The sequence below is a fragment of the Acinetobacter sp. NIPH 1852 genome (assembly GCF_022549455.1).
Taxonomy (GTDB): domain Bacteria; phylum Pseudomonadota; class Gammaproteobacteria; order Pseudomonadales; family Moraxellaceae; genus Acinetobacter.
The window spans coordinates 1-24,460 of record NZ_JAKZGG010000002.1; the positions used below are offsets into that span (position 1 = coordinate 1).

The following is a 24,460-nucleotide window of genomic DNA, read 5'->3' on the forward strand; positions in this document are numbered from 1 at the left end:
AATGTGAGTTTAGATTTAACTATGGTAGTCCTCGACAACAACTAAAAACTTTGAGGTTTTGGACTAAAATTTAAACCTTATCTAGTACAGCCCCAAATTTTTTAAAATAAGACTAAAAGTTCATACTTCTTAATGAGTTTAAATTTTTTACAAAATGGCATTTCAAGATCTTTAGTTTAATTTTTATAAAAAAAGACCTCCTGTTTTAAAGGAGGTCTATTGAAAAATTAGTCGTATTCAATAGTCACTGTTGCCATCGCACGAACTTTACCAGCTGTTACGTTAGTATTTGTTTGATAATAGCGAGCAGTAAGCGGAACATTGTATTCAATAGTTTGATTAGATTTCACTGTTCCTAATTCTAGTTTGTCGCCAAGCCCAATAACTTGATTTTTATTCTGATAATTCCATACAAGTTGAACGCCCACACCATTTGCTTTGGTTGCATTTGGCTCAAGGTTTTTCAAAACCTTTGTGTTAGTACCTTCTTGCTGATAATCAAAACTTAAGCTGATTAAATTCTTTTCCTCGTAACCAGTTTGATTTTCACCACCATTACAAAGAATATTTAAATCGAAGCTTTGTTCTCCTTGTGTTGATCCAACACCAGTAAAGCCTGATTTTGTTACAGTTGGCAGTGTGACAGCTTTATTAATATTACCCCGCCATTCACAAGAAGAAGATGCAATGGTAATTGCATTTCCATAAACTGTACTTGTTAAGAAAGGACGATCACTTCGATTTCCTGCGTAGTATGTACTATAGACACCAGGGACTAATGTTCCAGACCCAGTATTTTCTGCTGTTTTAACAATTTCAACAACAAAATAGCCTTCAGCAAGTCTAATATTCGTACCTGGTACAGGGGCTGTATACGGATAATATCCCGAGAAGTTCGTTGCATTAAAAGCTTCTCGATAAAGGCGAATTCCGATCCCCGGGATATTAGTAGAATAAATATTATTACCAAGTGGGCTAATTGCATAATTTTGTAATAATCGTGCAACCATCATATCACTACGACTGCAAGTATATGTCGTTCTGTCGTTTGGACGAATCTCGAAAAGTGATTTAACCAAGACTTTTCCAACGGGGTCACTTGGTCGAACAACAACACGCCCAACTTGCATAGAGACATCAATAGTGGTAAAGCCTGGGCTCGTTGAACAAGCTGCATTTGCCTCAGCATAGAAACCGAGACCTGCGGTAAGTAAAACACTGTTTAAGAGTAATTTTTTCATTTACAAACCGCCTCAGTCATTATTAAACTTTGTTGATCTTGCGCAAGTTGTGCTGTTACATCATACGTAATTTCACATTGCTCAGCGCTATCTTCACCCCATTTTACATATAGGTGATCTTGTGTTTTAGGTGTACGCAAATAAACCATACTACCTTGAGCGACGATACCAACTGCTTCATTGTTTTGATCAAACACTTGTGCCGCAAATGGAAGACTTTCACCTGTTGCTGTTTTTGCAGCGATATAAATGGCATAACCTGTTTTGGTAGAAAAATCGACTTTTGTGATTGCACCAGCAAACGGAGCAATACGCTGACTGGTTTCTTCCAACTCAACATGAGTCGACATTTCTTGCGGATCTAAAGTGATATCATTTAAACGATATGGAGTAACGTAAGGAATAACAGCATAGCCATCCTTATTTACTGTTAAACCAGTTGTATTATTCACTTTTGCACCAGCAGCGTCAGGCGCATAAACAAGTACCATGGTTTGACCTTGTTCAGGGCCAAATAAAACACCATCACGATGTGCAACAATATTACCTGTGAGGCTAACCATTGCTTGCTGATACGCGTCAGCAATACTGTATGAACCACCAACAGTTGTATAATTGGTGCGGTATCGAGCATTCACGTTTAGAGTAGGGTTGTTATAGTCTTGGTGGGACATAGATGAACCATAACTAAAACGATCTCCTACTGTGCCACTGACACCAACAGTACGGTTGTTTTGTGATGCGTTTGCATTGACATTCATTGAATGCTTTTTAAAGCTCAATGGGAATGAAAGCGTCATCAAATATTCGGTATCACGTGTTTGATTATTTGAACCATAGTCAATTTGACGATTGGTTGCAGATAAACCATAAGTCAAACCATGGTAATTATTGCTATAACCAATTTGATATTGCTCGCCGCTTTCCTTGCGATTCCAGTAATCGACCCATGAACCAACCATGTAGAAGTTACCCCAACCATCAGGTAGCCCCTGATTCAAGGTAATTTGGAATTCACTACGTTGTTTACCAACAGCGAAGCTGTTCATACCTTTTTGTTCTAAATCGCGAATTAATAGCGCATCACGTAATTTATAATAATTTTCAGTCGAGTAGCGATACGCTGCTAAGGTTAGGTTGGTGCTTGTTGGCGCAATTAACTTACTATAACTGAGGCGATAACTTTGACCTGATTGCGATTCTTTTTTTTCAAAATCAGCTTCAGAATGCGTAACATCGAGTGAAATCGCACCAATAGGTGTTGCAAAGGCAGTACCGACTAACGCTGAAGCATATTTTTCAGTCGCTTGAAAACCCGTATAGCCCGTTAAGTAGTTGTTAATACCGCGTTGATATTTACCTTGTACAACCCAAGGGTCTAAATCAATATCACGATCACGGAACTCACCCGCAGTAACAGAATATCTGCTCATGCCCGGACGTAACATTTGTACGACCGAAGAATAGGGAATTGCAAATCTTTGTATTTCGCCACTAGATTCGATGACCGAAACTTCGAGTTCACCACCAAAGCCTGTTGGATAAAGATCATTAATTTCAAAACTTCCTGGTGATACAGTGGTTTGATAGATTAATTGACCTTGTTGACGAACCTCTACCTTGGCATTAGTTTTAGCGTTACCACGAATACGTGGGGCATAGCCCAGCATACTATTTGGTAACATGCGATCATCACTTGAAAAATCGACACCACGATATCCAAATGAATCAAAAATTTCACCATTGGTAAAACTATCACCCAGTGTTAAAACACTACGATATTGTGGGAAAGCACGTTGTAAATAGGTACTTGTAGTTTGATAATTTGATTTCTTTTCATCTTCATTCGGTCGGTCTTTCCATTGCCATTGACCGTTATGGCGTAACTGCCAACCTGCTATATTTGCTCCAGCTGTTAAGGCCATGAATGCATTGGTTGTTTCTTTATTGTCGTTACTACGATTGAACGTCTTATAGGCAGTACCGCTATAAGATAAGAACCCAGCATTGATACCGCGATCCCAAATACTTGGATCGACATATCCTTGTGCATTTTTTTGTAATGCAACTTGAGGAATAGAAATATCTACACGTAATTTTGATGTATCAAAATCATAGTAGGCGTCCTCAATCCATTCATCTATTTTTAAACAACTATTTTGTGACAAAGCGGATTGTTGTTGAGCAAGAATATCTTGTTTTACGCCGTACTCGAGTAGTGCACCTGAGTTAAAGCATGTGATCGCATTTTGTTTTGGATCAACTGCTTTAAACACCATTCGGCGTTTTCCGAACCATTGGCCATTGATATATACATCGACGTTATATTCGCCAGCTAAAACGGGGTTGCCATATTTAAAACGCGAAATATCAATCTTTTGTGCATCACCGATTAAAAAAGAAGAGTTAAACTCAGCTTCCATCGCATTTTTGTGTGCGGGTTCGTCTGCATAGACCATAACAGGCACAGTCATACTGACCATGCCAGATGCAAGGTAAAAACAAATATGACGCTTTAATAATCTATGTGGTGCGTGCTGTTTAGACATGATAAAAATCGCCTATATGGTATAGGTACTTAAAATTATTGGTTATTTAAGTGAAGAATGATTATTGGAATTTGATTGGTCTTTCGACACGTCCGCCATAATCATTTACATTGATAAAACTCATCTTCTCAGTATTCGTGTTTTTCAGTTGAACGCGATCTTCAGAAAAAGGCTTTAACATGAGACCTTGAGGTAATAAATCGACTTTTTTATCACCATTGGCTTGGAAAATTGAAGTCATGGTAATGTGGAAAGGGGTCGGATTTTTAATGACAAGGCTTTGACCAGATTTTTGCCATTGCAGTTTATCGGCTGCTAAGTTGGCATCTTCTTTAATACTTGCTGGTCGATAAAAAAACTTAATTCGTGAGCGAATTGCAAGTTGCAAGAAATTATCTGGAGCAGCTTCATTCCCTTTACCTGTTGGGCTAGGTGGAATATCTAAAACATTTAACCAAAGTACAGTTTCTTGTTGTTGATTTAACTGCGAAGCACTAGGCAAAGCTGTAATACGAAGCGTTTGGCTTTTCGATGCTTCCACACGCGAAATCGGAGGTGTGATCATGAAAGGTACTTTTGATTGGTCAGGCGTACTTTTCGGATCACCTTCATCAATCCAAGCTTGGACAAGTGCAGGTTTAGCGCCATTATTACTAAGTTGTAAGGTTACTTCACGTGCATCGGAAGGGTAAATAACCCGTGTGCCATGAATAATCATTTCTGCATGTGTGGCAGTTGCCATCACAGAACAAAGTGCTAAACCAGACAAAAATTTACAACCGCTAAATGACATGTGCAACATTCTCAAAAAAGACAGATGAATTTAAAAGTGAAAAGAGTTTCTATGCTCTAAAACATAGAAACTCTGTTATCAATAAATTATTGATAAATAATTGTGTATTGTACTGAAGTTGTTACTTCACCAGCAGTAGATGCGCCAGTAGCGTAGTATTCAGCATAGTAGTTCAAATCAGCGCTACCGCCTTCAACAACATCAACCCACTGAGAGTTAGTTTGAGCACCAGTAGCACCAGCAGCGAGTACTGGAATAACTTGGTTGTTGTTACCTAATAATTGGATATCAACGTTTTGTGCACCAGCTGCAGCTTGGTTGATTAAACGACCTGTATTGAAATCAACAGTTGCGCCTGGCTCGAAGTAAGTAGCAACTTTACCTTCTGAACAATCTTCTAAGTTGATTTGGAAAGGAGTACGACCTGCAACATCGCCAGCATTTGCTAGAGTCTGTCTAGAAACTGTTGGAAGAGTAACGATAAAATCTTTACCCGCTGGAGTAACGATGTTACAAGTTTTGTCAGTAACTAAACCATTGATTGTAATAGTACCATCAGCAGCTTGTGCATTAGCAATACCTACAACTGAAAGTGTAGCGATCAAAGCAAGTTTTTTCATAATAATATCTCGAATACATCAGCTAAAAAATTGAATTAGATTACTTTTTCAGGTTATTTTTGCGCCGAACAAGTAATGAGCGAAATATACCAGTTATTAAAAAAAATGCAAACTCCGTCACAAAAATAAATTTATTAATCATATATTATACAATTGCTAAGTAAGTCGCTGTTTATTTGAATTTTTTTATTAGAAAAATTAATCTTATTTGTTAGTTTTGTGAAAAATCATGAAAAAAATGATGATTTTTTTTAAGCAAAAATTGAGTAAATGTTTATTTTTTGTTCAAAATTGAGCTTTTTTTATATGAATTTTTTATGACAAACATTATGTGTTAATACGGTTTTTGTGAATTTTGAGTCAAAAAAGTTCGGCATTAACAAAAATGCTTAATTGGTTTTAAGAATTTCTTAAGATTGGGAGCTTAGTTTTTAAGCATGGTCTGATGGTAAAAACACCAATAAGGAGATTTCGATGAACATGCTTTATACCCATAAACCAAACTACTATTTTTTTGCTCATAAATTTGTCCTGTTTTTAGAGGGCTATCTAAAAAGTCACGCTACAGAACAACAGCGCACGAGTTTCAATTTGCAAACGATTTATGATTTGTTTGGTCATGATCGAGCTTCAAGTACAACAAATCTAGAAGGTATTTTAAACATTGCAGATGAATATGTACTCGACACTGATGAAGGGCAGCAAGCATTGATTCGTGCTTACCATGTGCATTTAGATAATCATGTGCTGACTTTAGAGTTTAATCCAAAAGCGGTTGCATGCTTAAAAGGCGGTCAAACCATCGTCAGCCCACAAGCGGCTTAAGCTGAGCGAAGTAGACAAAATTCCTCGTTGATACACTGAGTTAATGATCTTTTAGCTCAGTGTTTTTTTATCGAGCTGATTTCAAGTCATCGATTGGTTATGATATCTATATCAAATCAAGTGATCAGAATATTGTGATGGATAAAGACTTTAACTCTGAAACGTATACCGTAGATGAAAGTATTAGCGATACTATTTTGTGGTTAATGCAACATCAAGAGATATTTGATTCATTTCATTTTGACGTGCATACGCAAGAGTTGTCTGTGACACATGCAGCAGGGGTGGATATCATCCGGATCGGCATGTTTTTGAATGCCAAATACGGCATATTGGTTACATCAATTTAACACTAGTGATTTCTTTAGAAAAAAGCCTTGTCAAATGACAAGGCTTTTGAATTTATGCGCTCATGGCATCCACTGTGAGTTCAGCAATACTTGGTTTCGGTTTTTCAGCAGTGAGACCGAGTTTAGCAAACAAGAGTTGGTCTTTACCTTCACCTGCATTTGGTGTGGTTAAGAGCTTTTCACCAGAGAATAACGAATTAGCCCCAGCCATAAATGCCAATGCTTGATCAGAATCACTTAAAGACTCACGACCCGCAGATAAACGAATATAACTATGCGGCATGATGATTCGAGCAACAGCGATCGTGCGAATCCATTCGGTTACTTCAAGTTTTTCAACATCAGCAAGTGGTGTACCTTCGATAGGTACTAGCATGTTAATTGGCACAGACTCAGGATGAACAGGCATAGTCGCAAGTTCATGTAATAAACCTATACGATCATTGCGGCTTTCGCCTAAGCCCACAATACCACCGCTACATACTTTCATACCTGCCTGACGCACATGATCAAGGGTATCCAGACGATCATCAAAGGTGCGGGTACTAATAATATGTGAATAATATTCGCGGGATGTATCTAGGTTATGGTTGTAATAATCTAAACCAGCATCTTTTAGGCGTTCTGCTTGAGATTGATTGAGCATTCCTAAGGTCATACAAGTTTCTAAACCAAGTGCTTTCACTTCACGTACCATTTCCAGTACATACGGCATGTCACGTTCATGCGGATTACGCCAAGCTGCGCCCATACAGAAACGAGAAGAACCCGATTCTTTTGCTGATAGTGCTTCACGAATGACTTTATCTACTGCGATACGTTTTTCAGCTTCCAATTTAGAATCGTAGCGAGCAGATTGTGAGCAATACTTGCAGTCTTCAGGGCATTTACCTGTTTTAATAGAAAGAAGCGTACTTACCTGAATCGTATTGGCTTGGAAATGTTGACGATGAACACCTTGCGCTTCAAATACTAAGTCTAAAAATGGTTGATCATATAGGGCTTGGATTTCATCACGAGTCCAGTCATTACGTACAGTCATTGTTATATCCATGATGATAGATTACGTTTGTTGAGATTAATCATACAGAAATCATGCCAAAGCCAAAGGGCAAAAAACATCATTTTTCTATTTGACGCACATTTGCTTGTTGCAATTGCTGTTGAATTGCCCAATCAATATGTACATTTACAATCTCATCGTGCCATGTTTTTGCTTCTTGCAATTTGGCTATGATTTCAGATGAGTATGGCGCATTTCCTAGACCGATTGCAATATTGCGCTTAAAGGATTGGTAGCCTGTACGACGGATTGGGCTACCTTCTGTATTGGCTAAAAATGTTGCCTCATCCCATTGCCATATTTCGAGTAAGCTAATGTTATCTAAATGATGTCTTGGATCGAAGTCGGGGATAGATGCTGTTTGAGCAAAACCATTCCATGGGCAAATAAGCTGACAGTCATCACAGCCAAAAATACGGTTGCCAATACCTTGCCGCAAGTCTTCGGGAATAATTCCTTTATACTCAATGGTCAAATAAGCGATACATTTTCTGGCATCAAGCATATAAGGCTCAACGATCGCTTGTGTTGGGCATATATCAATACAGGCTGTACATGAGCCACAATGCGCTGTTGCAGGCTGGTCAAACGGAAGTTCAAGAGAAGTAAACAATTCACCTAAAACAAAAAAAGAACCTGATTTTTTGTGGATAAGTAAAGTATGTTTTCCTGTCCACCCCATACCTGCACTTTCGGCTAAAGATTTTTCAAAAATTGGGGCTGAGTCTGCGAAAGGGCGTGATTCAAAATCTCCCACTTTTTCTTTGATACGCGTGGCCAATGTTTTAAGTCGTCCACGCATGACCTTATGATAGTCACGCCCACGGGCATAGCGTGCAATAATGGCTGAATTTGGTTCAAGTGGTACATAACGAGGCTTAGGCGATGCCACAAGATAGTTCATTCGCACACAAATAATGCTTTTTGTGCCCGGGACGAGTAAGGTTGGGTCTGCACGTTTTTCTAAGTTTTCTTCTAAATAGTGCATGTCAGCATGATAACCACGCTTTAAATATTCTTTGAAACGTGGCATTTGATCTTGAGCATCAGGTTTGGCAATGACACAATCAGAAAAGCCCAAGTCTAAAGCCTGTGCTTTGATCCATGCTTTAAGTTCTTGAGGATCAAACTGTTGCAGTTCAATCTTTTGAGAAAGTTTTTGAGACGATGCAGTGGAAGCCATAAACCAATAACAGGGGGATAAACATGCAACGTCCAGTTTACCATAGTCAAAGTATTCAAGCATGGGAGCAGCGTTGGTTTGCTCAGCAAAATTCTTCGCTGGGACTGATGCAACAAGCCGCTTGGGCAATAACACAGCACTTACTTCAACAATTTCAAGAACAAGACATTAAAAAAATTGCTGTGTGGTGTGGTCAAGGTAATAACGCGGGTGATGGTTATTATATCGCTGCATTTTTAAAACAAGCGGGATTTGAGGTAACGGTATTTGCCGCTGAGTTAGGTCACTCTGCTGATCTAAAGCAAGCTTATGTATATGCTCAAGAGTATCAAATTGATATTCAATTATTAAATCTCCCTAAATCCCTCTTTGAGAAAGAGGGACTTTTATTTGATTGTCATATAGATGCTTTATTTGGTATTGGCCTAAACCGAGCACTAGATCTAAGGTGGCAAAATATTATTCAACTCTTTAATGAGCAAACAGGTTTAAAAATTTCAATTGATATTCCAAGTGGTTTGCATGCCAATACAGGGCAAGTCTTACCTTGCGCAATTCAAGCTGACCAGACTTTTACGATTCTCGGTTATAAAGCTGGATTGTTTACAGGTCAAGGCAAGGAATTTGTAGGGAAGCTTCATTTAGTCAGCCTAATTCCAACTGACGAAGAATTAAAGCCAGTGGCTTATTTATCCCCAGAAAAAATCACTTTACCTAAACGCAAAGCCTTTGGTCATAAAGGCAGTTATGGACATGTCTTGGTGGTGGGTGGTCATGCGGATATGGGGGGAGCAGTCATCATGTCTGCTGAAGCTGCTTTTTATGCAGGTGCAGGAAAAGTCAGTGTGGTGTGTGATGCTAAACACCATCAAGCAATCTTATCGCGTTCACCAAATATTATGGTTCGAGATATAAATGCTTTAAATCTAGAAACCATTCAACAGCTATTAAAGCAAGTTGATGCAGTCTGTTTTGGTATGGGTTTAGGGCGAGATGAATGGGCTGAAAATATCTATAAACAATGGTTGGATTCACTCAATCAAAATACGCAATTAGAAGTTGTGCTTGACGCTGATGGACTTTGGTTTCTAGCCAAGCATCCACAACAGTTAAATGAGCATATCTTTGCAACTCCGCATTCAGGCGAAGCGGCGACATTATTGGGCTGTACAGCCGTTGAAATTGAACAAGATCGAATTACGGCGATTCTTCAACTACAACAAAAGTATGCAGGGCAATGGGTACTAAAAGGCGCGGGGAGTCTGACCTTGGAATTAGGTGATGACTTATTTATCTGTACCCAAGGTAATGCAGGCATGGGCACAGGAGGGATGGGTGATGTCTTAGCAGGTATGATCGCCAGTTTAAAAGCACAATTTCATCAGCATGTTAAGTTGCATGAAATCGTTAGCTTACATGCGCAAGCAGGTGATCTTTTAGCGAGCAACGGTATGAGAGGATTACAAGCACATGAAATGGGGAGAATGATTTATAAAGTTGTGAATGATTAACGTCGTCTACTACTTGAACGACTTCGTCCACGTGCCATACCACCTAATGCATTCAACACTGCCAGTTTAGTCATACTTCCTGAGGCGTGTGCATGACAAATCGCAGCAGCAAGCGCATCGGCAGCATCGGCTTGAGGCTGAATGCTTAAATTGAGTAGACGCATGACCATCATTTGTACTTGCTCTTTTTCCGCAGCACCATAGCCAACAACAGACTGCTTGATTTGACGTGCAGTATATTCAGCGACTTTTAAATCTAAATTAACCAGTGCCGCTATTGCTGCGCCACGTGCTTGACCTAGCTTTAGTGCAGAGTCAGGATTCTGAGCCATAAATACTTGTTCTACGGCTGCTTCTGTTGGCCCATGAAATTTAACAATACGTTCAACACCTGCAAAAATACGTTTTAAACGTTCAGGCATTTCTTGTGTTTCAGTACGAATGGTTCCTGCATCGACAAAACGTAATTTGTTACCATCTTTTTCGATAATTCCATAACCTGTTAAACGTGAACCAGGATCAATACCAATAATGAGTGACATGCAGCACTATAAAAGAATAAAGGATGATTGATATTGTTACATAATGGGCTTTTAGCTGCATGATAATTTTGTAGTATTTTGAATTATAAAGATATAGTTGTTTTATTGAACAAAGTATTTGTTTTTTTAGTAAAGGCACTGAATTTTGTATTTATTGGAAATCTGCTTGCTGAGACGATTAAAATTAAGTTTTATCTCGTATTTGTATTAAATATGAACGTTAATTTAAAAATTAAGTGATTTTTATAAATAAAGTTTGCATTGTCAGGTGTAGGGGCGTATAAAGCTAATTCGCTGATGCGGGGTGGAGCAGTCTGGTAGCTCGTCGGGCTCATAACCCGAAGGTCGTTGGTTCAAATCCGACCCCCGCTTCCAAATTAATATTGCTCTGTGATGTGTAAAAGTTGTTGTTTATTATTGATTAAGCAGTAGCTGAGTTAGCTTAAATAACCTTAAATAAAGCTAAAAATTATTAAATTCTAGTTATGTAGTCTTTTCCCTCATCTAGCATTGTAGTAAATTAGATCGATCACTTGAGCTCAGTAATGAGTATTTAAGTTTTGAATATTATTAGTGAATGGCATGTAGCCACTGCCACGAATGGCAATGAAATTAGTGTGCAAATTATCCCACTTAAACGCCAGCAAAGTACGATGGATGGTTTTAAATGGGTAGAAGTAGGTAAAAAGATACTTTTGCAGTCTGGTCAAGAAATTGAATTCAACCAAGATGGAAAAAGTTTCTATACTTCGGTCAATCAGCTATATCGTTTGACTTAAAATTTGGTATGCTTGTAGTATCTATTTAAGTAAAATAGATAGAGTTAAAATTAGAAGCGGTTTTGTTTCTAATTTGGCTTTTTTTTTAAACAAAAGATTTTAAAGGTTTAGGTTTTATGTCTGAAACTGTTAACGGAACTGTAAAGTGGTTCAACGAAACTAAAGGTTTTGGTTTTATTCAAGCTGACTCTGGGCAAGACGTTTTTGCTCATTTTAGCGAAATCCAAAGCAGCGGTTTTAAAGTTTTACACGAAGGTCAACGCGTTAAGTTTGAGCTTGGTCAAGGTAAAAAAGGACCACAAGCTACAAACATTACCGTTATCTAACAGAAATCATTCGGTAAAAAAGAAGCTCACACAAGTGGGCTTTTTTATTTGTTAAGAATAAATTTGGAATGTTGGGCGTTAGATACGTATTGCATCGAAAAACTAAAGTGGTGTATAGTTAAAAACAACTAGAAGAATAATACTGTTGATTCAGCAAATCTTTTCATTTCGTAGTTTAACCAAACCTTTCGTTTTATCAGATTTAGTTTCATAGTTTATTATTTCAAGTTAATTGCGATTAAGCATCTTAAGTTTTTTTGAAAAAATAGGTTAAATATATGTCTAATACTGTGACTGGTACGGTTAAGTGGTTCAACGAAACTAAAGGTTTCGGATTTATTCATGCTGACTCTGGACAAGATGTTTTTGCTCATTTTAGCGAAATCCAAAGCGACGGTTTTAAAGTTCTACACGAAGGCCAACGCGTGTCATTTACCATTGCTGATGGTAAAAAAGGCCCTCAAGCAACAGGTATTACGGTAGTTTCTTAAAACCAATCGTATGACTTGAAAAAAAAGCTCACTTTGGTGAGCTTTTTTGTTTTTTGGCTTTTACTTTTTTAGAAAATAGGGTGCATTGAATGAGAAAAGGTTAGTCTCTACAAGTGGTATGGTAAACGCGAACAATGCTTACATTTTCTAATCAGTTGGTATTTATGAAGCACTTTTGTTTCAAATCATAGACATAAAATATAAATTTTTTTGTTATCTTATTTTTTTTGCAAGAAAACAAACATATGAAAAACTTTTTATTTTTAGGTTTAATCCTGACCTCGCTGGCAGCTTGTTCTTCAACGCCAAATCAAGAACTTACGCCACCAAAAATCGGTATGGCAAATCCTGCAAGCAAATTCTGCGTTGATCAGGGCGGTCAGTTAGAAATTCGAAATGAGGCAAATGGTCAGGTTGGTTACTGTAAGTTACCGAATGGTCAAGTCGTTGAGGAGTGGGAGTTGTTCCGTTCAAGTCAACCTAAGTGTTTAGCAGATGAAGCACAGAAACTCATTGGTCAATCTGGGTTGAGCGAAGACCAAATCAAACAAAAAACAAAATCTGAGATCGTGCGTAGTATTGGTCCGAATCAGCCTGTAACGATGGATTATCGTGAAAACCGAGTGACGGTCACAGTTGATCCAAAATCTAAAAAAATTACGAATGCTACCTGTGGTTAATTATTAAAAGAAACTATAGTGCTCAATTAAACTGGCTTTAATTGAGCGCTTTTTTATAGAACTTGCTCTCTCAAGCCTTGATAATTCAAAAAATGCACCCATCATTTTATTTAGCATGATTTTTTATTTGCTGTGTAAGCTTTACTTTTATACACTCTGTGCTGCACATTTTTTCAATTTTTCTGAGATAGACGAAGCTTTGACATGAATCTACTTCTTATCGTGGTATTTGGCACAATTGCTGAAGTTTTAGTATGGATCGGCGTGGGCGACCTTGTAGGGAGTATGTGGTACGTATTCTTTTGGTTCATCTTCGCATTCTTTATTGGTTTAAACCTTGTTCGTTCGAGTACATCGAGTATCATGCCGCAATTGCAGCAGATGCAAATGACTGGGCAGCTTGGTGGTGATCCAGCCGTAACTAAAAAACTGGCACTTGCGATGTCTGGTTTTCTATTGATGATTCCAGGTTTAATTTCGGACGTGCTTGCAATACTTGTATTGATCCCTGCTGTTCAAACTGCGCTTCGTAATGCCTTGATGAAAACGATGGCAAAACGTCAACAAGCGATGATGGAACAAATGATGGGTGGTATGGGGGGCGGTGCTGCTGGACAAAATCCTTTCGCTGATATGATGCGTCAAATGCAAGAGATGCAAAACCAGCAACAGGGTGGTGGTCAGTATCGTGATTCTACGATCATCGATGGTGAAGCACGTGAAGTAGAGCCAAATCAGAAGAAAATTGAGTTTAAAGATGTAAATTAATAATGACACAATGAACTAAAAAACACGCTTCTTTAAAGCGTGTTTTTTTATGCGTCTTGTTCAGATATCTGATCAGGTTTTTGGTCAACTTGGGTTTGCTTGTCTTTTTCTTTATTTGATGGTTGATATTCACTCGGCGGGAGTACTGTTATCTCATTTTCTGAGTTTTTATATTTGCGGCTACGGTTGGCTCGTTCACGAAATCCACCTTTATTAATCAATTGGGTCATGATGATATTTCTGAAATTGTTAAAACACTATTCTAACAAATTATATAAAAGTTCGTAATTAGCGTGTTATTGACGTGACTGGGGTGTTCTTAGAAATGCATTAAGCTGTCATAAAGTTGTGTTACTTTTAAAGTATTGGTTCGAAAACAAGATTGTATTCTGATTTTTTTTCTCATAGGATAAAAGTATGACGGTTTGATCGTTGTGCTAAGAAAATAAAAAAGAATAAATGGAGGAGTGAATGATGTTATCTCAATATCATTGTGCATGTTGCGACAAGGTTGTTGCATCAACAGATAAATCGTGCCCTTATTGTGGCTCTCAACATATTCGCAGCCCTTATGGTTTATGGATGTTGTGCGTTGCAGCTTGTTTTGTGGTTGTGGTGATCGTCAAAGTTGTACATATTTATTTACAGCAACATCATGAAGATCAAGCAATGCAAAAAAATTCATTGTTTGAAATATTTAAGCACGAGAGTGTAAATCCTAAAAAATAGATAGAAATTTGCTGTGGAATTAAAAAAGCTCACAGTGTTGTCACTGTGAGCTTTGGGTATGAGATCGGATTGTAGCGGAGGGATTATAATCCAGCAGCATCCTTCAAGATCTCAACCTTATCTGTTTTTTCCCAAGTAAATGCAGTATCCGAACCTTCGCGACCAAAGTGTCCGTAAGCTGCAGTCTGCTTGTACATCGGTTGAATCAAATTCAACATACGTGTAATGCCATATGGGCGTAGGTCAAAGTGTTCACGAACAAGTTGAATAATCAACTCTTCGGATACTTTGGCTGTGTTAAATGTATTGATCGAAATTGAAGTTGGCTCAGCAACACCAATTGCGTAGCTGACTTGAATTTCACATTTGTCTGCTAAACCTGCAGCAACAATATTTTTAGCGACATAACGACCTGCATAAGCAGCAGAACGGTCCACTTTAGATGGATCTTTACCCGAGAAAGCACCACCACCGTGACGGGCCATACCACCGTAGGTATCTACAATGATTTTACGACCTGTTAAACCACAGTCACCAACTGGACCACCAATCACAAACATACCTGTTGGATTGATGTGGAATTTAGTACCTGCATGGAACATTTCAGCAGGAATGATCGGTTTGACGATTTCTTCAATTACAGCTTCTTTGAGTTGAATTTGAGAAATCTCAGGATCATGCTGGGTCGATAATACAACTGCATCTAAGCGAACTGGCATGCCATTTTCATAGGCAAACGTTACTTGGCTTTTTGCATCTGGACGTAACCAAGGTAAAGCACCTGAACGACGTAACTCAGCTTGGCGTTCCATTAAGCGGTGCGCATAAGAAATAGGGGCAGGCATAAGCACATCAGTTTCACGGCTGGCGTAACCAAACATTAAACCTTGGTCGCCTGCACCTTGATCTTCTGGTTTTTGGCGGTCAACACCTTGCGCAATTTCAGGTGATTGCTTGCCGATCATATTGATGACCGCACAAGTTGATCCATCAAAACCTAAATCAGAGTGATGATAGCCAATACTATTTACGGTTTGACGTACAATCGCTTCAAAGTCGACATTGGCTGTCGTTGTGATTTCACCAGCAAGAACAACGACACCTGTTTTTACTAATGTTTCACAAGCGACACGCGCATACGGGTCTTCTTTGATGATTGCATCTAAAATCGCATCACTAATTTGGTCAGCCATTTTGTCTGGATGACCTTCGCTTACAGATTCTGAAGTAAAAACAGCATACTCGCGCATGAACGTCCTATCACTGGTATTTTCAAAAAGACAGAGTATGTTACATCGACTTAGCTTATAGGACTAGCACAAGCTGACTAAAAAGCATGAATTTATTTCATTTTCACCGTGTTTTTATTGATATGTGTATCAACAAAACTAATATACGGGCTTCCTTCGCTCTAGAATTTCGGTTGGACTATTCTTTCATTTTGAAGATGATGGTTTTATTTTCTGCTTAAGGCATGAACATTTGTACTTATAATGCGAGATGAACGAATGAAAAATAAGAAATATCGTGTATTAGGCTTTACCCCATGTCGTTTTTTTAAGACAATAGTCACATCTTTTGAAAGGTGATTTCTCATCTTCTCTCATCTAATTGATTTAATCGGATTCTGACTTATGACAACCCCTTTAAATGAACGTCGTATTGCAAATGCAATTCGTGTCTTGGCTATGGATGCTGTGCAACAAGCAAACTCAGGGCATCCTGGTGCTCCAATGGGGATGGCAGATATCGCTGATGTAGTTTGGCGTGAATTTTTGAATCATAATCCAACAAACCCACAATGGGCGAACCGCGACCGCTTTGTATTGTCAAATGGCCATGGCTCTATGTTGCAATATGCTTTGTTGCATTTGACGGGTTATGAATTATCAATTGAAGATTTAAAACAATTTCGTCAATTACATTCTAAAACACCAGGCCATCCAGAATTGGGTTATGCACCTGGAATCGAAACAACAACTGGCCCATTAGGTCAGGGTATTGCCAATGCTGTTGGATTTGCTTTGGCTGAAAGAACTCTAGCTGCACAGTTCAACAAAGAAGACTTAAATGTAGTTGATCACTTCACTTATTGTTTCCTTGGTGATGGTTGCTTGATGGAAGGTATTTCCCATGAAGTATGTTCACTTGCTGGTACTTTAGGTTTAGGCAAACTTGTTGTTTACTATGATGACAACGGTATCTCGATTGATGGTGAAGTTGAAGGTTGGTTCAGTGATGACACAGAACAACGTTTTAATGCATATGGCTGGCAAGTACTTCGTGTAGACGGTCATGATGCTGCTGCGATTCGTCAAGCGACGATTGACGCAAAAGCTGAAACAAATAAACCAACGATTATTATTTGTAAAACGATTATTGGTCTAGGTTCACCAAATAAACAAGGCAAAGAAGATTGCCACGGTGCGCCACTTGGTAAAGACGAAATCGTTTTAACGCGTGAAGCTTTAGGCTGGAAAGAAGACGCATTTGTAATCCCAGAAGATGTGTATGCAGCTTGGGATGCAAAAGCCAAAGGTCAAAGCTCTGAATCAGCTTGGAACGAATTATTTGCCCAATACCAAGCAAAATATCCGACTGAAGCGGCTGAGTTATTACGTCGTATCAATGGCGATTTACCTGCTGAATTTGCTGCACAAGCAGATGCATTTATTGCGGAAACAAATGCCAAAGCAGAAACCATTGCAACACGTAAAGCAAGCCAAAACACTTTACAAGCATTCGGTCCATTACTTCCTGAATTGTTAGGTGGTTCTGCTGACTTAGCTGGTTCAAACTTGACACTTTGGAAAGGTTGCCAAGGCGTACAAGAAAACCCAGCGGGTAACTATGTCTATTACGGTGTTCGTGAATTTGGTATGACTGCCATCGCGAATGGTGTGGCTTTACACGGTGGTTTTGTCCCTTACGTTGCTACATTCTTGATGTTCATGGAATATGCACGTAATGCAGTACGTATGTCTGCATTGATGAAACAACGTGTGATTCATGTATATACGCATGACTCAATTGGTTTAGGTGAAGATGGCCCTACACATCAACCTGTAGAGCAAATCGCATCTTTGCGTGGTACACCAAACTTAAATACTTGGCGTCCATGTGACACCGTTGAAGCAGCGATTTCTTGGAAATCTGCGCTTGAGCGTAAAGATGGTCCGACAGCGTTAATTTTCTCTCGTCAAAACTTACCATTCCAAGCGCGTAATGAAGCTCAAATTCAAAATGCTGCTAAAGGTGGTTATGTGCTTGCTGAAGAAAAAGGTGAGTTAAAGGCAATCATCATCGCAACGGGTTCTGAAGTTTCATTGGCAATGGAAGCTTATGCACAACTTGAAGGTGTACGTGTAGTTTCTATGCCGTGTGCTGAAGAGTTTATGAAGCAAGATGCTGCTTACCGTGAAGCGGTACTACCTGCGCATATCCGCGCTCGTGTTGCTGTTGAAGCGACTCATGTCGACTACTGGTGGAAATTTGTTGGCTTAGACGGCAAAGTGATTGGTATGACCACTTATGGTGAATCTGCTCCAGCGAAAGACTTGTTCCAATTCTTTGGTATTACCACAGAAGCGGTTGTTGCTGCGGTTAAAGAACTGACTGCTTGATGATTTAAGTGGTATTAAAAAGCGTTCCATTCGGAACGCTTTTTTTATGTTTTACTGAAATAACACTAAGAGTTAAAAGTTTTTTTATTTCAGCCTTTAAGTTCAAGATTGTTGATTACTTTCAACTTAATTGATTCGTAAACCGTATTTAACTTAATTTTGAAAATTTGTATTAAGTATTCAACTCTGTCTGAATCGCAATATTAGAAGTTAATAGCTTGTGAACAGGGCAGCTTTCTGCAACTTTTAATAAACGTTTATGCTGATCTTCGGTAAATTCGCCTGTTAATACGATTTTTCGTTCAATATTATTTTGACCTGCTTCAGGTTTGCCATTTGGATTTAGAGCCAAGTCGACTTGAACGTGAGTAAGCACAATACCTTTATGTTTTGCATACATCTCTAAGGTAATGGTTGTACAAGCGCCTAAAGCGGAAAGTAAGATTTGAATTGGGTTTGGTGCAGAATCTTGACCACCTTGATCTGCGGGTTCATCTGCATACCAGTGATGACCAGAGGAATCTGTGAGCGTGACACGGTAGGGCGTTGCGGTGCTTTGGGCTTGAACGGAGTGAGTCATACTTTACCTTGTTATCTACTTGATGATTTTTAGCTGCGTTAATAAATTCTAGCTTGAAAAAAAATAAGAGCAACAATGCTCTTATTTTAGCTCATTAAATCAATAGCGGACTTTGGCTAATAAATTGATATTATCATCTAAAAATTCGCCACTTAGGAAGTTGGCTTTACCACCATGTTGAATCACAATAGATAAAACATCATCTACAATATCATCAGTATTGGTGGTATCAGAATTAAGTTCAACATTTGAGGTTTCCTCATCAATTGTTGCTGGTTGAATGTAACCCTTACGGATAAAGATCTGATCAACACGACCTTCTTTGGCGGCACGATAAATCGAGGAGAGATCTTCTATTAATAGATTTTGACTTTTCGCCTGACTGATTTCAGCTTGTGATGCTTGCTGAAGCTTTGTTCGATATAAATTAACTTTATCCTGAGCATCATCAATCAATAGGCGAGCTTCGGATTCTAAATTGGTACTATTCGTCACAGTTGCAAAGATGGCACTTGGATTATCACAAACTTGTTGATAGAAAGAGACGATCCGTTCGTCACCGAAGACAAGAATAGGCAAAGGATTTTGCTTGTAAACTTCTTGGACGCTTTTATCGACACGGTTTAAAAACTCTTTTATATAATTTTCCTCTTTTATCGCATTTGAGCGGTCATCAGAGTTGGTTGTATAAAGATGCGTGTTTTCAATTGGAAAATTTAAACCTTGTAATTCATCTTCTTGATTAAGCTCTCGTACTAATTGGTCGTTGAAGACTTCCAATAAACGTCCTTGGTTTCTTGAAACAACCACTAAATAATAGTGCACAGCATTATTTAGTTCACGAAGAATATCTCGTGTTGAAAAATGCTGATCAATGATAACTCTTGGCTTAACTTTAAAAGGGAAATTTAGAATTTGTGTATCTTCAGCGGTCGCGAAAATAGCCAAAGTATCCAAGTTGTAGTTATGATTGTGATCGGCAAGTTTTTGCTCGATTTGTTGAACCAGTGTTTGCGCTTCACGTTTGTCATGATTTTCAGATAATCGTGTCTCCAACTCTTTCATTGCATTCTTTAAAGCAATCGCGTCTTGTTGATTGTCAGGAAAGGTTCGGTGGGTTGGAACAAAAATGCTGATAGCAGGTTGTGCTTGCGTTATGTTTAATTGATCAAATATTTTTTGTAAATTCATGCCACTTCCTCTAAATGAAAATATAAATTTTTTTAAAGTTGATTAATTTTTATAACATTGTTTTTTAAAAACTAAGGTTAAAAATTGATAAGTTTTGTACAGACTAAATTTAATCTAGTTGTCATTAAGATGCGTTCTAAGTAATCGCGTTATTTTATTAAGGCTCTTCGTTGCAAAAACAAAACACTGTGTCATAAATCCTCACACTCTATTGTTGTCGTTTTCTAATACAATTTACTAAATTTAAAAATGAATTGAGGAATACATGAAAAACTTAAAGGCTTTATCATTCGGTGTATGTTTGGTGCTAGGTTCAACATTGGCTCAAGCAAAAGTGATTGACTATAAAATTGATCCTACGCATACCGCAACAGTATTTAGTTGGAATCATTTTGGTTTTTCTACACCAAGCGCTAACTTTACTGACATTCAAGGTGTTATTAAAGTAGATGAAGCAAAACCAGCAAATTCTTCAGTAAATGTGACTATTCCTGTAAGTAGCGTAAATTCAAATGTTGTTGCGCTTGATAAAGAGTTTCAAGAAGAAGCTTGGTTCAATGCTGCAAAATATCCAAACATTACTTTCAAAAGTACCAAAGTGGAAACAAAAGACAAAAAACACTTTAAAATCACAGGTGATTTGACCGTAAAAGGTGTAACTAAACCTGTTGTGTTAGATGCAGTGTTGAATAAACAAGGCGAGCATCCAATGGCAAAAGTTCCAGCGATTGGTTTCAATGCAACAACTTCATTTGATCGTTCTGCCTTTGGTATCGGAAGTTATGTACCAAATGTTGGTGATAAGATCACTGTAAATATTACCACTGAAGCGACTGCTGCGAAGTAATATTTTTAATTATTCAAGATGTTAAAAAACTCACGATGCAACCATCGTGAGTTTTTTTATGTAGATATGCTGCTTGCACGTCTAATTATTTCTTTGACTGTTTTTCTTTTAACAATAAATAAGCAGGTGTCGATTTCTTTGCTTGTCGACGCAGCATCATTTTGATGTAGAGCACGATTGCAAAACAGGCTGTTGCCACCGTGAGCATCAGGCTATTCATATAGCTCATCATTGAACTGACATAACCAATAGTCGCAAGACGACGTTGCATGCGTTCAACTTGCGTGCTTGATTCAATGCCTGTGATAGCCCATGTACATAAATGCTCACAGTTGTTAATAATTAAGTGATAGTGATTTTCATGCATGCGCGAGCGCATCCGACGTACCACAGCTTTGGCTTTGTAGCGAGGGGCAGGATAGTTTCGTATATAAATGACTTTATTCCGTGCGAAACGTTGTAATGAGGTCATTTCGATCGGATGCTTTTTAAAAATATGGGCAAAACCTGAATAATGAATGACTCGCCCGCGACCTGCATAAATCCCATGATGACTGTACCCAAAGTGTTTAACTATGAGATGCGCACCGAGTGGGTAATGTGGATGTTTTTGCTGCATACTGATACGAGGCTTTTGCATTTACGCAACTATTCTAATCAAAAAAGGTGGAGCAATCGAGTATATTTATGCACAGATGTAGCAGAATATGTGTCGAGGTTGTATCCACTTTTTGAACGCGATAAGCAGTGCTATAAATATAAACTTTGATTGATAATCATACGCGGAATTTAGATGCGAAAAAGACTTTTGATAGGACTGCTCATTTTCGTTGTGCCCATAGCACATGCAATGCAGCATCAAACGATCGATACTGATCATGTGACTTATGATGTAATCAAAGTAACGGATCTCAGTCAGCTTGAGCTTTATTTAAAAAATCCTCAGACACATCGTTATTATCAGAAATTTTCAAATATTCAACATGAGTTGCCCAAATGTGCACAACTTAACTTTGCAATGAATGCAGGGATGTACCACGCCGACTTTCAGCCAGTGGGGCTTTATGTAGAACAGGGGCAACAGCTTTCAAAGCTCAATCAAGCGAATGGGGTTGGTAATTTCTTTATGCAACCGAATGGTGTGTTGGCTTGGAATCATCAGCAAGCCACAATCAAAAACACACAAGACTATAAACAACAAGGATTTAAAGCTTTGTATGCAACACAATCAGGGCCAATGTTGATTTATAATGGAGAAATCAATCGCAGATTTTTAGTCGATTCTAATTCTTTAAAAATAAGAAATGGTGTCGGCGTTAAAAATAATCAGTTGTATTTTGTGATTTCTCGGCAGCGAGTTAGTTTTTATCAATTTGCGCAATTTTTTAAACAACAATTAAAAATAGATCATGCTTTGTATTTGGATGGTTCAATTTCCAGTCTATATTCAGTATCAACCAAACAACATGATAAAGCGTTTAATTTGGGACCGATTGTAGCGGAAGTTGATCGTAGTGCGTGTAAATAAATCCCTAGTCTCTTTTCTGTAAAGAGACTAGGGTGAGACTTTTATTGAATTGGGGGATTGATCATTTCAAGAAGTTCTTTACGCGTATAACCTCGAGAAATGAGCACTTTTTTGATGCCTTTAACGACATCTTCATCAGTGGCTTTTACTAAAGCATTGAGTAGTTGTTCATCCGATTTACGTGAACAATCATTCTCGACGCAAGCGGTTTGATTTTTGTGTTCATTATACTGTTGTTCAGCAGAGAACAGTTTTTCCCAAAAACTCATAGAGCCTTTCTTATCGAAACTAACATAGCTCGAAATATAACCAATCTAAAATAAAATACAAGCCTTAAGCAGTGATAAAAGCAGCAGTTAGACTCAAATTTTTCCGATGGATATAGATGAGATCAACGAAATTATGACAGCTTAATGACTTGATCTTTATAGAAAACTATATTTTGTTTTAAAAATCAATTAAAAAATAAGGAGTTATTAGACTCCTTATTTTGTAGTGTTACATAGACATAATTTGTTTAAATTTTTTCGAGTAAAACACCTGATTCAACATGGTGAGTGAAAGGGAATTGATCGAACATTGCAAACTTGGTTATTCGATGTGTTTGAGCCAAAGTTTTTAAATTGTCATGTAAGGTATCGGGGTTACAAGAGATATAAATAATATGTTCAAAACCTTGTAGTAATTTTAGGGTTTCATCATCAATCCCTGCACGTGGTGGATCTACGAAAACGGTGTCAAAGTCGTAGCCTTGAATATCAATATTTGCTTCTTGCAAGCGTCTAAATTCACGTTCGCCTTGATAGGCTTGGGTGAATTCTTCAGCAGATAAACGTGCGACTTGAATATTTTCAATTTGGTTTTGTTCGATATTCCATTGCGCTGCATATACAGAAGACTTGGCAAGCTCTGTTGCGAGGACACGATTAAACTTTAAAGAAAGTGGTAGGGTGAAGTTGCCGTTGCCACAGTACAGTTCTAAAAGGTCTTTTTGAGCGCCTTCCGCAGCGTTACATGCCCACTCAAGCATATGCTGGCAAACTTGAGCATTTGGTTGAGTAAAGCTACTTTCAATTTGTTTGTATTTAAACGTTCGTCCATGTACCTTGAGTTGCTCAACGACATAGTCATCACCAATAATGACTTTTTGACCGCGACTACGACCCATAATTTTAATATTGAGCTTTTCAGCTAAAACTTTCGCAGCAACTTCCCAATCTGCATCTAATTTACGATGATAAATCAGTGTAACCAACATTTCTCCACTCAATGTTGAGAGAAAGTCAGCTTCAAAAATACGTTGAGATAAAATTGGGGTTGCTTTTAATTCTTGTAGTAATCGTGGCATCAATTCATTAATACTACGATCCGCAATCGGAAAATCATCGACACGAATCACGTCTTTTTGTTTACCGTCTTCAGCACGTTCAAACATGGCATAGAACAAATCGTCTTCTGTATGCCAAAGGCGAAACTCGGCGCGCATACGAAAATGTTGTTCAGGTGATTGAAACACTTCTAAAGCAGGTGGATTGAACGAAGCAAATTGTGTGGTGATTCGTTCAACTTTCTCTTGAAGCTGCTGTTGATAAGATACGGTCATAACTAGCAAAAATACAAAACAAATTTAACTGTGAATGGTATCAAAAAAGCTGTGCGAGGTGCAGGGGAATTCTAACAATCAGTGGTTTACTTTTAATTATTTTGATTAAGTACTTGTTGGATGAAGTTGGCTTTTATCTCGCGGTATTGGTCTTGTGATAAACCGATACATTGCTGCTTTAGTTGATTATATTCCTGAATCAGATGAGATGATTCTCTTAATCTATCTCGGAAAACTAGAAAATTTTGGAATTCCGATCCATTCGTTACAATATGAAGCGCGACATCATCATCTAATGACTCCAACATACAAAGATCATCGGTGCGTAACGTATCAAGCTTTTCTCTAAAGTTGAGTCTCTGAAGCTGGTTAATTGTATCTAAGAAATATTTTGCTGGAACTTCAACATAAATGTCTAAATCACCTTTAGAAATTGTATGAGGGATTGCAGATGAACCAATATGCTCGACGATTGCGTAAGGTGTAAGTTGCAATATTTGGACTTTATATTTTTCAAAAAGTTGTTGGCAGCGTTGTTGATATTGATCTGCTGGAAAGAATTGCATCTAAAATTTCTCATTTTTATGAATGGATTTAAGTCTAGCAAAATAATAAAAAACCCGAACCATGTAAACATG

General features: G+C 38.1%; 27 protein-coding genes, 1 tRNA gene and 1 pseudogene. 14 read left to right on the forward strand and 15 right to left on the reverse strand.

Features of this window, described 5'->3' with window-relative positions; all coding sequences use genetic code 11:
- Positions 1–74, forward strand: a pseudogene (locus MMO38_RS01725) (IS1595 family transposase); the annotation flags it as partial.
- 153 nt (positions 75–227) lie between these two features.
- On the opposite strand, the gene MMO38_RS01730 reads toward MMO38_RS01725, so the two are convergent.
- From MMO38_RS01730 to MMO38_RS01745, 4 genes are all read right to left on the reverse strand, one after another.
- The gene (locus MMO38_RS01730) at positions 228–1,241 is read right to left on the reverse strand and encodes a fimbrial protein (protein ID WP_241322295.1); all 1,014 of its coding nucleotides are present in this window, start codon (positions 1,239–1,241) and stop codon (positions 228–230) included.
- On the reverse strand, positions 1,238–3,790 hold the full coding sequence (locus MMO38_RS01735) for a fimbria/pilus outer membrane usher protein (RefSeq protein ID WP_241322296.1): 2,553 nt from the start codon (positions 3,788–3,790) through the stop codon (positions 1,238–1,240). Before MMO38_RS01735 ends, MMO38_RS01730 begins: the two co-directional genes overlap by 4 nt.
- 61 nt (positions 3,791–3,851) lie before the next feature.
- Positions 3,852–4,583: a fimbria/pilus periplasmic chaperone gene (locus tag MMO38_RS01740; protein WP_241322297.1), complete on the reverse strand. Its 732-nt coding sequence runs from the start codon at positions 4,581–4,583 to the stop codon at positions 3,852–3,854.
- Between the two features lie 86 nt (positions 4,584–4,669).
- Positions 4,670–5,203 (reverse strand): fimbrial protein, encoded by a 534-nt coding sequence (locus MMO38_RS01745; protein WP_241316823.1) that lies wholly within the window; start codon positions 5,201–5,203, stop codon positions 4,670–4,672.
- Between the two features lie 474 nt (positions 5,204–5,677).
- Between MMO38_RS01745 and MMO38_RS01750 the strand changes: the two genes are divergently transcribed.
- Both MMO38_RS01750 and MMO38_RS01755 read left to right on the forward strand, forming a co-directional pair.
- Positions 5,678–6,028 carry a hypothetical protein gene (locus tag MMO38_RS01750; RefSeq protein ID WP_241322299.1) on the forward strand — a complete coding sequence of 117 codons (351 nt, stop codon included), beginning with the start codon at positions 5,678–5,680 and terminating at the stop codon, positions 6,026–6,028.
- Positions 6,029–6,165: 137 nt separating this feature from the next.
- Positions 6,166–6,378: a hypothetical protein gene (locus MMO38_RS01755; RefSeq protein ID WP_241322522.1), complete on the forward strand. Its 213-nt coding sequence runs from the start codon at positions 6,166–6,168 to the stop codon at positions 6,376–6,378.
- A gap of 52 nt (positions 6,379–6,430) precedes the next feature.
- On the opposite strand, the gene bioB is transcribed toward MMO38_RS01755, so the two are convergent.
- Positions 6,431–7,420, reverse strand: a complete 990-nt coding sequence (gene bioB / locus MMO38_RS01760; RefSeq protein ID WP_004670766.1) for a biotin synthase BioB — start codon at positions 7,418–7,420, stop codon at positions 6,431–6,433.
- Positions 7,421–7,499: 79 nt separating this feature from the next.
- The gene (gene queG / locus MMO38_RS01765) at positions 7,500–8,624 is read right to left on the reverse strand and encodes a tRNA epoxyqueuosine(34) reductase QueG (RefSeq protein ID WP_241322301.1); all 1,125 of its coding nucleotides are present in this window, start codon (positions 8,622–8,624) and stop codon (positions 7,500–7,502) included.
- Positions 8,625–8,647: 23 nt separating this feature from the next.
- On the opposite strand from queG, the gene MMO38_RS01770 reads away from it, so the two are divergent.
- A complete protein-coding gene (locus MMO38_RS01770; protein WP_241322302.1) occupies positions 8,648–10,135 on the forward strand; it encodes an NAD(P)H-hydrate dehydratase in 1,488 nt (495 codons plus the stop codon).
- On the opposite strand, the gene ruvC is transcribed toward MMO38_RS01770, so the two are convergent.
- Complete coding sequence (gene ruvC / locus MMO38_RS01775) at positions 10,132–10,677, reverse strand: crossover junction endodeoxyribonuclease RuvC (RefSeq protein WP_004670772.1); 546 nt, start codon at positions 10,675–10,677, stop codon at positions 10,132–10,134. The genes MMO38_RS01770 and ruvC overlap by 4 nt on opposite strands.
- Before the next feature lie 298 nt (positions 10,678–10,975).
- On the opposite strand from ruvC, the gene MMO38_RS01780 reads away from it, so the two are divergent.
- From MMO38_RS01780 to MMO38_RS01805, 6 genes are all read left to right on the forward strand, one after another.
- Positions 10,976–11,052, forward strand: a tRNA-Met gene (locus tag MMO38_RS01780).
- A gap of 185 nt (positions 11,053–11,237) precedes the next feature.
- On the forward strand, positions 11,238–11,456 hold the full coding sequence (locus tag MMO38_RS01785) for a hypothetical protein (RefSeq protein WP_004670774.1): 219 nt from the start codon (positions 11,238–11,240) through the stop codon (positions 11,454–11,456).
- 116 nt (positions 11,457–11,572) lie between these two features.
- On the forward strand, positions 11,573–11,782 hold the full coding sequence (locus MMO38_RS01790; protein ID WP_004670776.1) for a cold-shock protein: 210 nt from the start codon (positions 11,573–11,575) through the stop codon (positions 11,780–11,782).
- A 278-nt stretch (positions 11,783–12,060) separates the two neighbouring features.
- Positions 12,061–12,273, forward strand: coding sequence for a cold-shock protein (locus MMO38_RS01795; protein WP_004670777.1), 213 nt, complete (start codon positions 12,061–12,063; stop codon positions 12,271–12,273).
- Between the two features lie 245 nt (positions 12,274–12,518).
- Positions 12,519–12,953 (forward strand): I78 family peptidase inhibitor, encoded by a 435-nt coding sequence (locus MMO38_RS01800; protein WP_005196685.1) that lies wholly within the window; start codon positions 12,519–12,521, stop codon positions 12,951–12,953.
- Between the two features lie 204 nt (positions 12,954–13,157).
- Complete coding sequence (locus tag MMO38_RS01805; protein WP_241322304.1) at positions 13,158–13,721, forward strand: FxsA family protein; 564 nt, start codon at positions 13,158–13,160, stop codon at positions 13,719–13,721.
- 47 nt (positions 13,722–13,768) lie between these two features.
- Here MMO38_RS01805 and MMO38_RS01810 read toward each other — a convergent pair whose 3' ends face one another.
- Positions 13,769–13,951: a hypothetical protein gene (locus MMO38_RS01810; RefSeq protein ID WP_241322306.1), complete on the reverse strand. Its 183-nt coding sequence runs from the start codon at positions 13,949–13,951 to the stop codon at positions 13,769–13,771.
- Between the two features lie 244 nt (positions 13,952–14,195).
- Here MMO38_RS01810 and MMO38_RS01815 point away from each other — a divergent pair, with 244 nt between their 5' ends.
- A complete protein-coding gene (locus MMO38_RS01815) occupies positions 14,196–14,450 on the forward strand; it encodes a hypothetical protein (RefSeq protein WP_004670785.1) in 255 nt (84 codons plus the stop codon).
- An 83-nt stretch (positions 14,451–14,533) separates the two neighbouring features.
- Here MMO38_RS01815 and metK read toward each other — a convergent pair whose 3' ends face one another.
- Positions 14,534–15,700: a methionine adenosyltransferase gene (gene metK, locus MMO38_RS01820; protein ID WP_004670787.1), complete on the reverse strand. Its 1,167-nt coding sequence runs from the start codon at positions 15,698–15,700 to the stop codon at positions 14,534–14,536.
- 384 nt (positions 15,701–16,084) lie between these two features.
- On the opposite strand from metK, the gene tkt reads away from it, so the two are divergent.
- The gene (gene tkt / locus MMO38_RS01825; protein WP_241322307.1) at positions 16,085–18,073 is read left to right on the forward strand and encodes a transketolase; all 1,989 of its coding nucleotides are present in this window, start codon (positions 16,085–16,087) and stop codon (positions 18,071–18,073) included.
- Between the two features lie 172 nt (positions 18,074–18,245).
- Here tkt and MMO38_RS01830 read toward each other — a convergent pair whose 3' ends face one another.
- Together MMO38_RS01830 and MMO38_RS01835 are read right to left on the reverse strand one after the other, a co-directional pair.
- Entirely contained in the window at positions 18,246–18,653 is a 408-nt protein-coding gene (locus MMO38_RS01830; protein WP_241322308.1) for an OsmC family protein, read from the reverse strand.
- Positions 18,654–18,752: 99 nt separating this feature from the next.
- The gene (locus MMO38_RS01835) at positions 18,753–19,844 is read right to left on the reverse strand and encodes a hypothetical protein (protein WP_241322309.1); all 1,092 of its coding nucleotides are present in this window, start codon (positions 19,842–19,844) and stop codon (positions 18,753–18,755) included.
- Positions 19,845–20,109: 265 nt separating this feature from the next.
- Between MMO38_RS01835 and MMO38_RS01840 the strand changes: the two genes are divergently transcribed.
- Positions 20,110–20,691: a YceI family protein gene (locus MMO38_RS01840; RefSeq protein WP_241322311.1), complete on the forward strand. Its 582-nt coding sequence runs from the start codon at positions 20,110–20,112 to the stop codon at positions 20,689–20,691.
- A gap of 85 nt (positions 20,692–20,776) precedes the next feature.
- Here the strand turns inward: MMO38_RS01840 and MMO38_RS01845 are convergent, their stop codons facing one another.
- A complete protein-coding gene (locus MMO38_RS01845) occupies positions 20,777–21,310 on the reverse strand; it encodes a lecithin retinol acyltransferase family protein (RefSeq protein WP_034595626.1) in 534 nt (177 codons plus the stop codon).
- A 174-nt stretch (positions 21,311–21,484) separates the two neighbouring features.
- Here MMO38_RS01845 and MMO38_RS01850 point away from each other — a divergent pair, with 174 nt between their 5' ends.
- On the forward strand, positions 21,485–22,219 hold the full coding sequence (locus MMO38_RS01850; protein ID WP_241322313.1) for a phosphodiester glycosidase family protein: 735 nt from the start codon (positions 21,485–21,487) through the stop codon (positions 22,217–22,219).
- Between the two features lie 41 nt (positions 22,220–22,260).
- Here MMO38_RS01850 and MMO38_RS01855 read toward each other — a convergent pair whose 3' ends face one another.
- From MMO38_RS01855 to MMO38_RS01865, 3 genes are all read right to left on the reverse strand, one after another.
- A complete protein-coding gene (locus tag MMO38_RS01855) occupies positions 22,261–22,488 on the reverse strand; it encodes a hypothetical protein (RefSeq protein ID WP_004670810.1) in 228 nt (75 codons plus the stop codon).
- Between the two features lie 248 nt (positions 22,489–22,736).
- Positions 22,737–23,822: a tRNA (uridine(54)-C5)-methyltransferase TrmA gene (gene trmA, locus MMO38_RS01860; protein ID WP_241322314.1), complete on the reverse strand. Its 1,086-nt coding sequence runs from the start codon at positions 23,820–23,822 to the stop codon at positions 22,737–22,739.
- Positions 23,823–23,914: 92 nt separating this feature from the next.
- Positions 23,915–24,388, reverse strand: a complete 474-nt coding sequence (locus MMO38_RS01865) for a GrpB family protein (protein WP_241322316.1) — start codon at positions 24,386–24,388, stop codon at positions 23,915–23,917.
- Between the last annotated feature and the right edge of the window lie 72 nt (positions 24,389–24,460).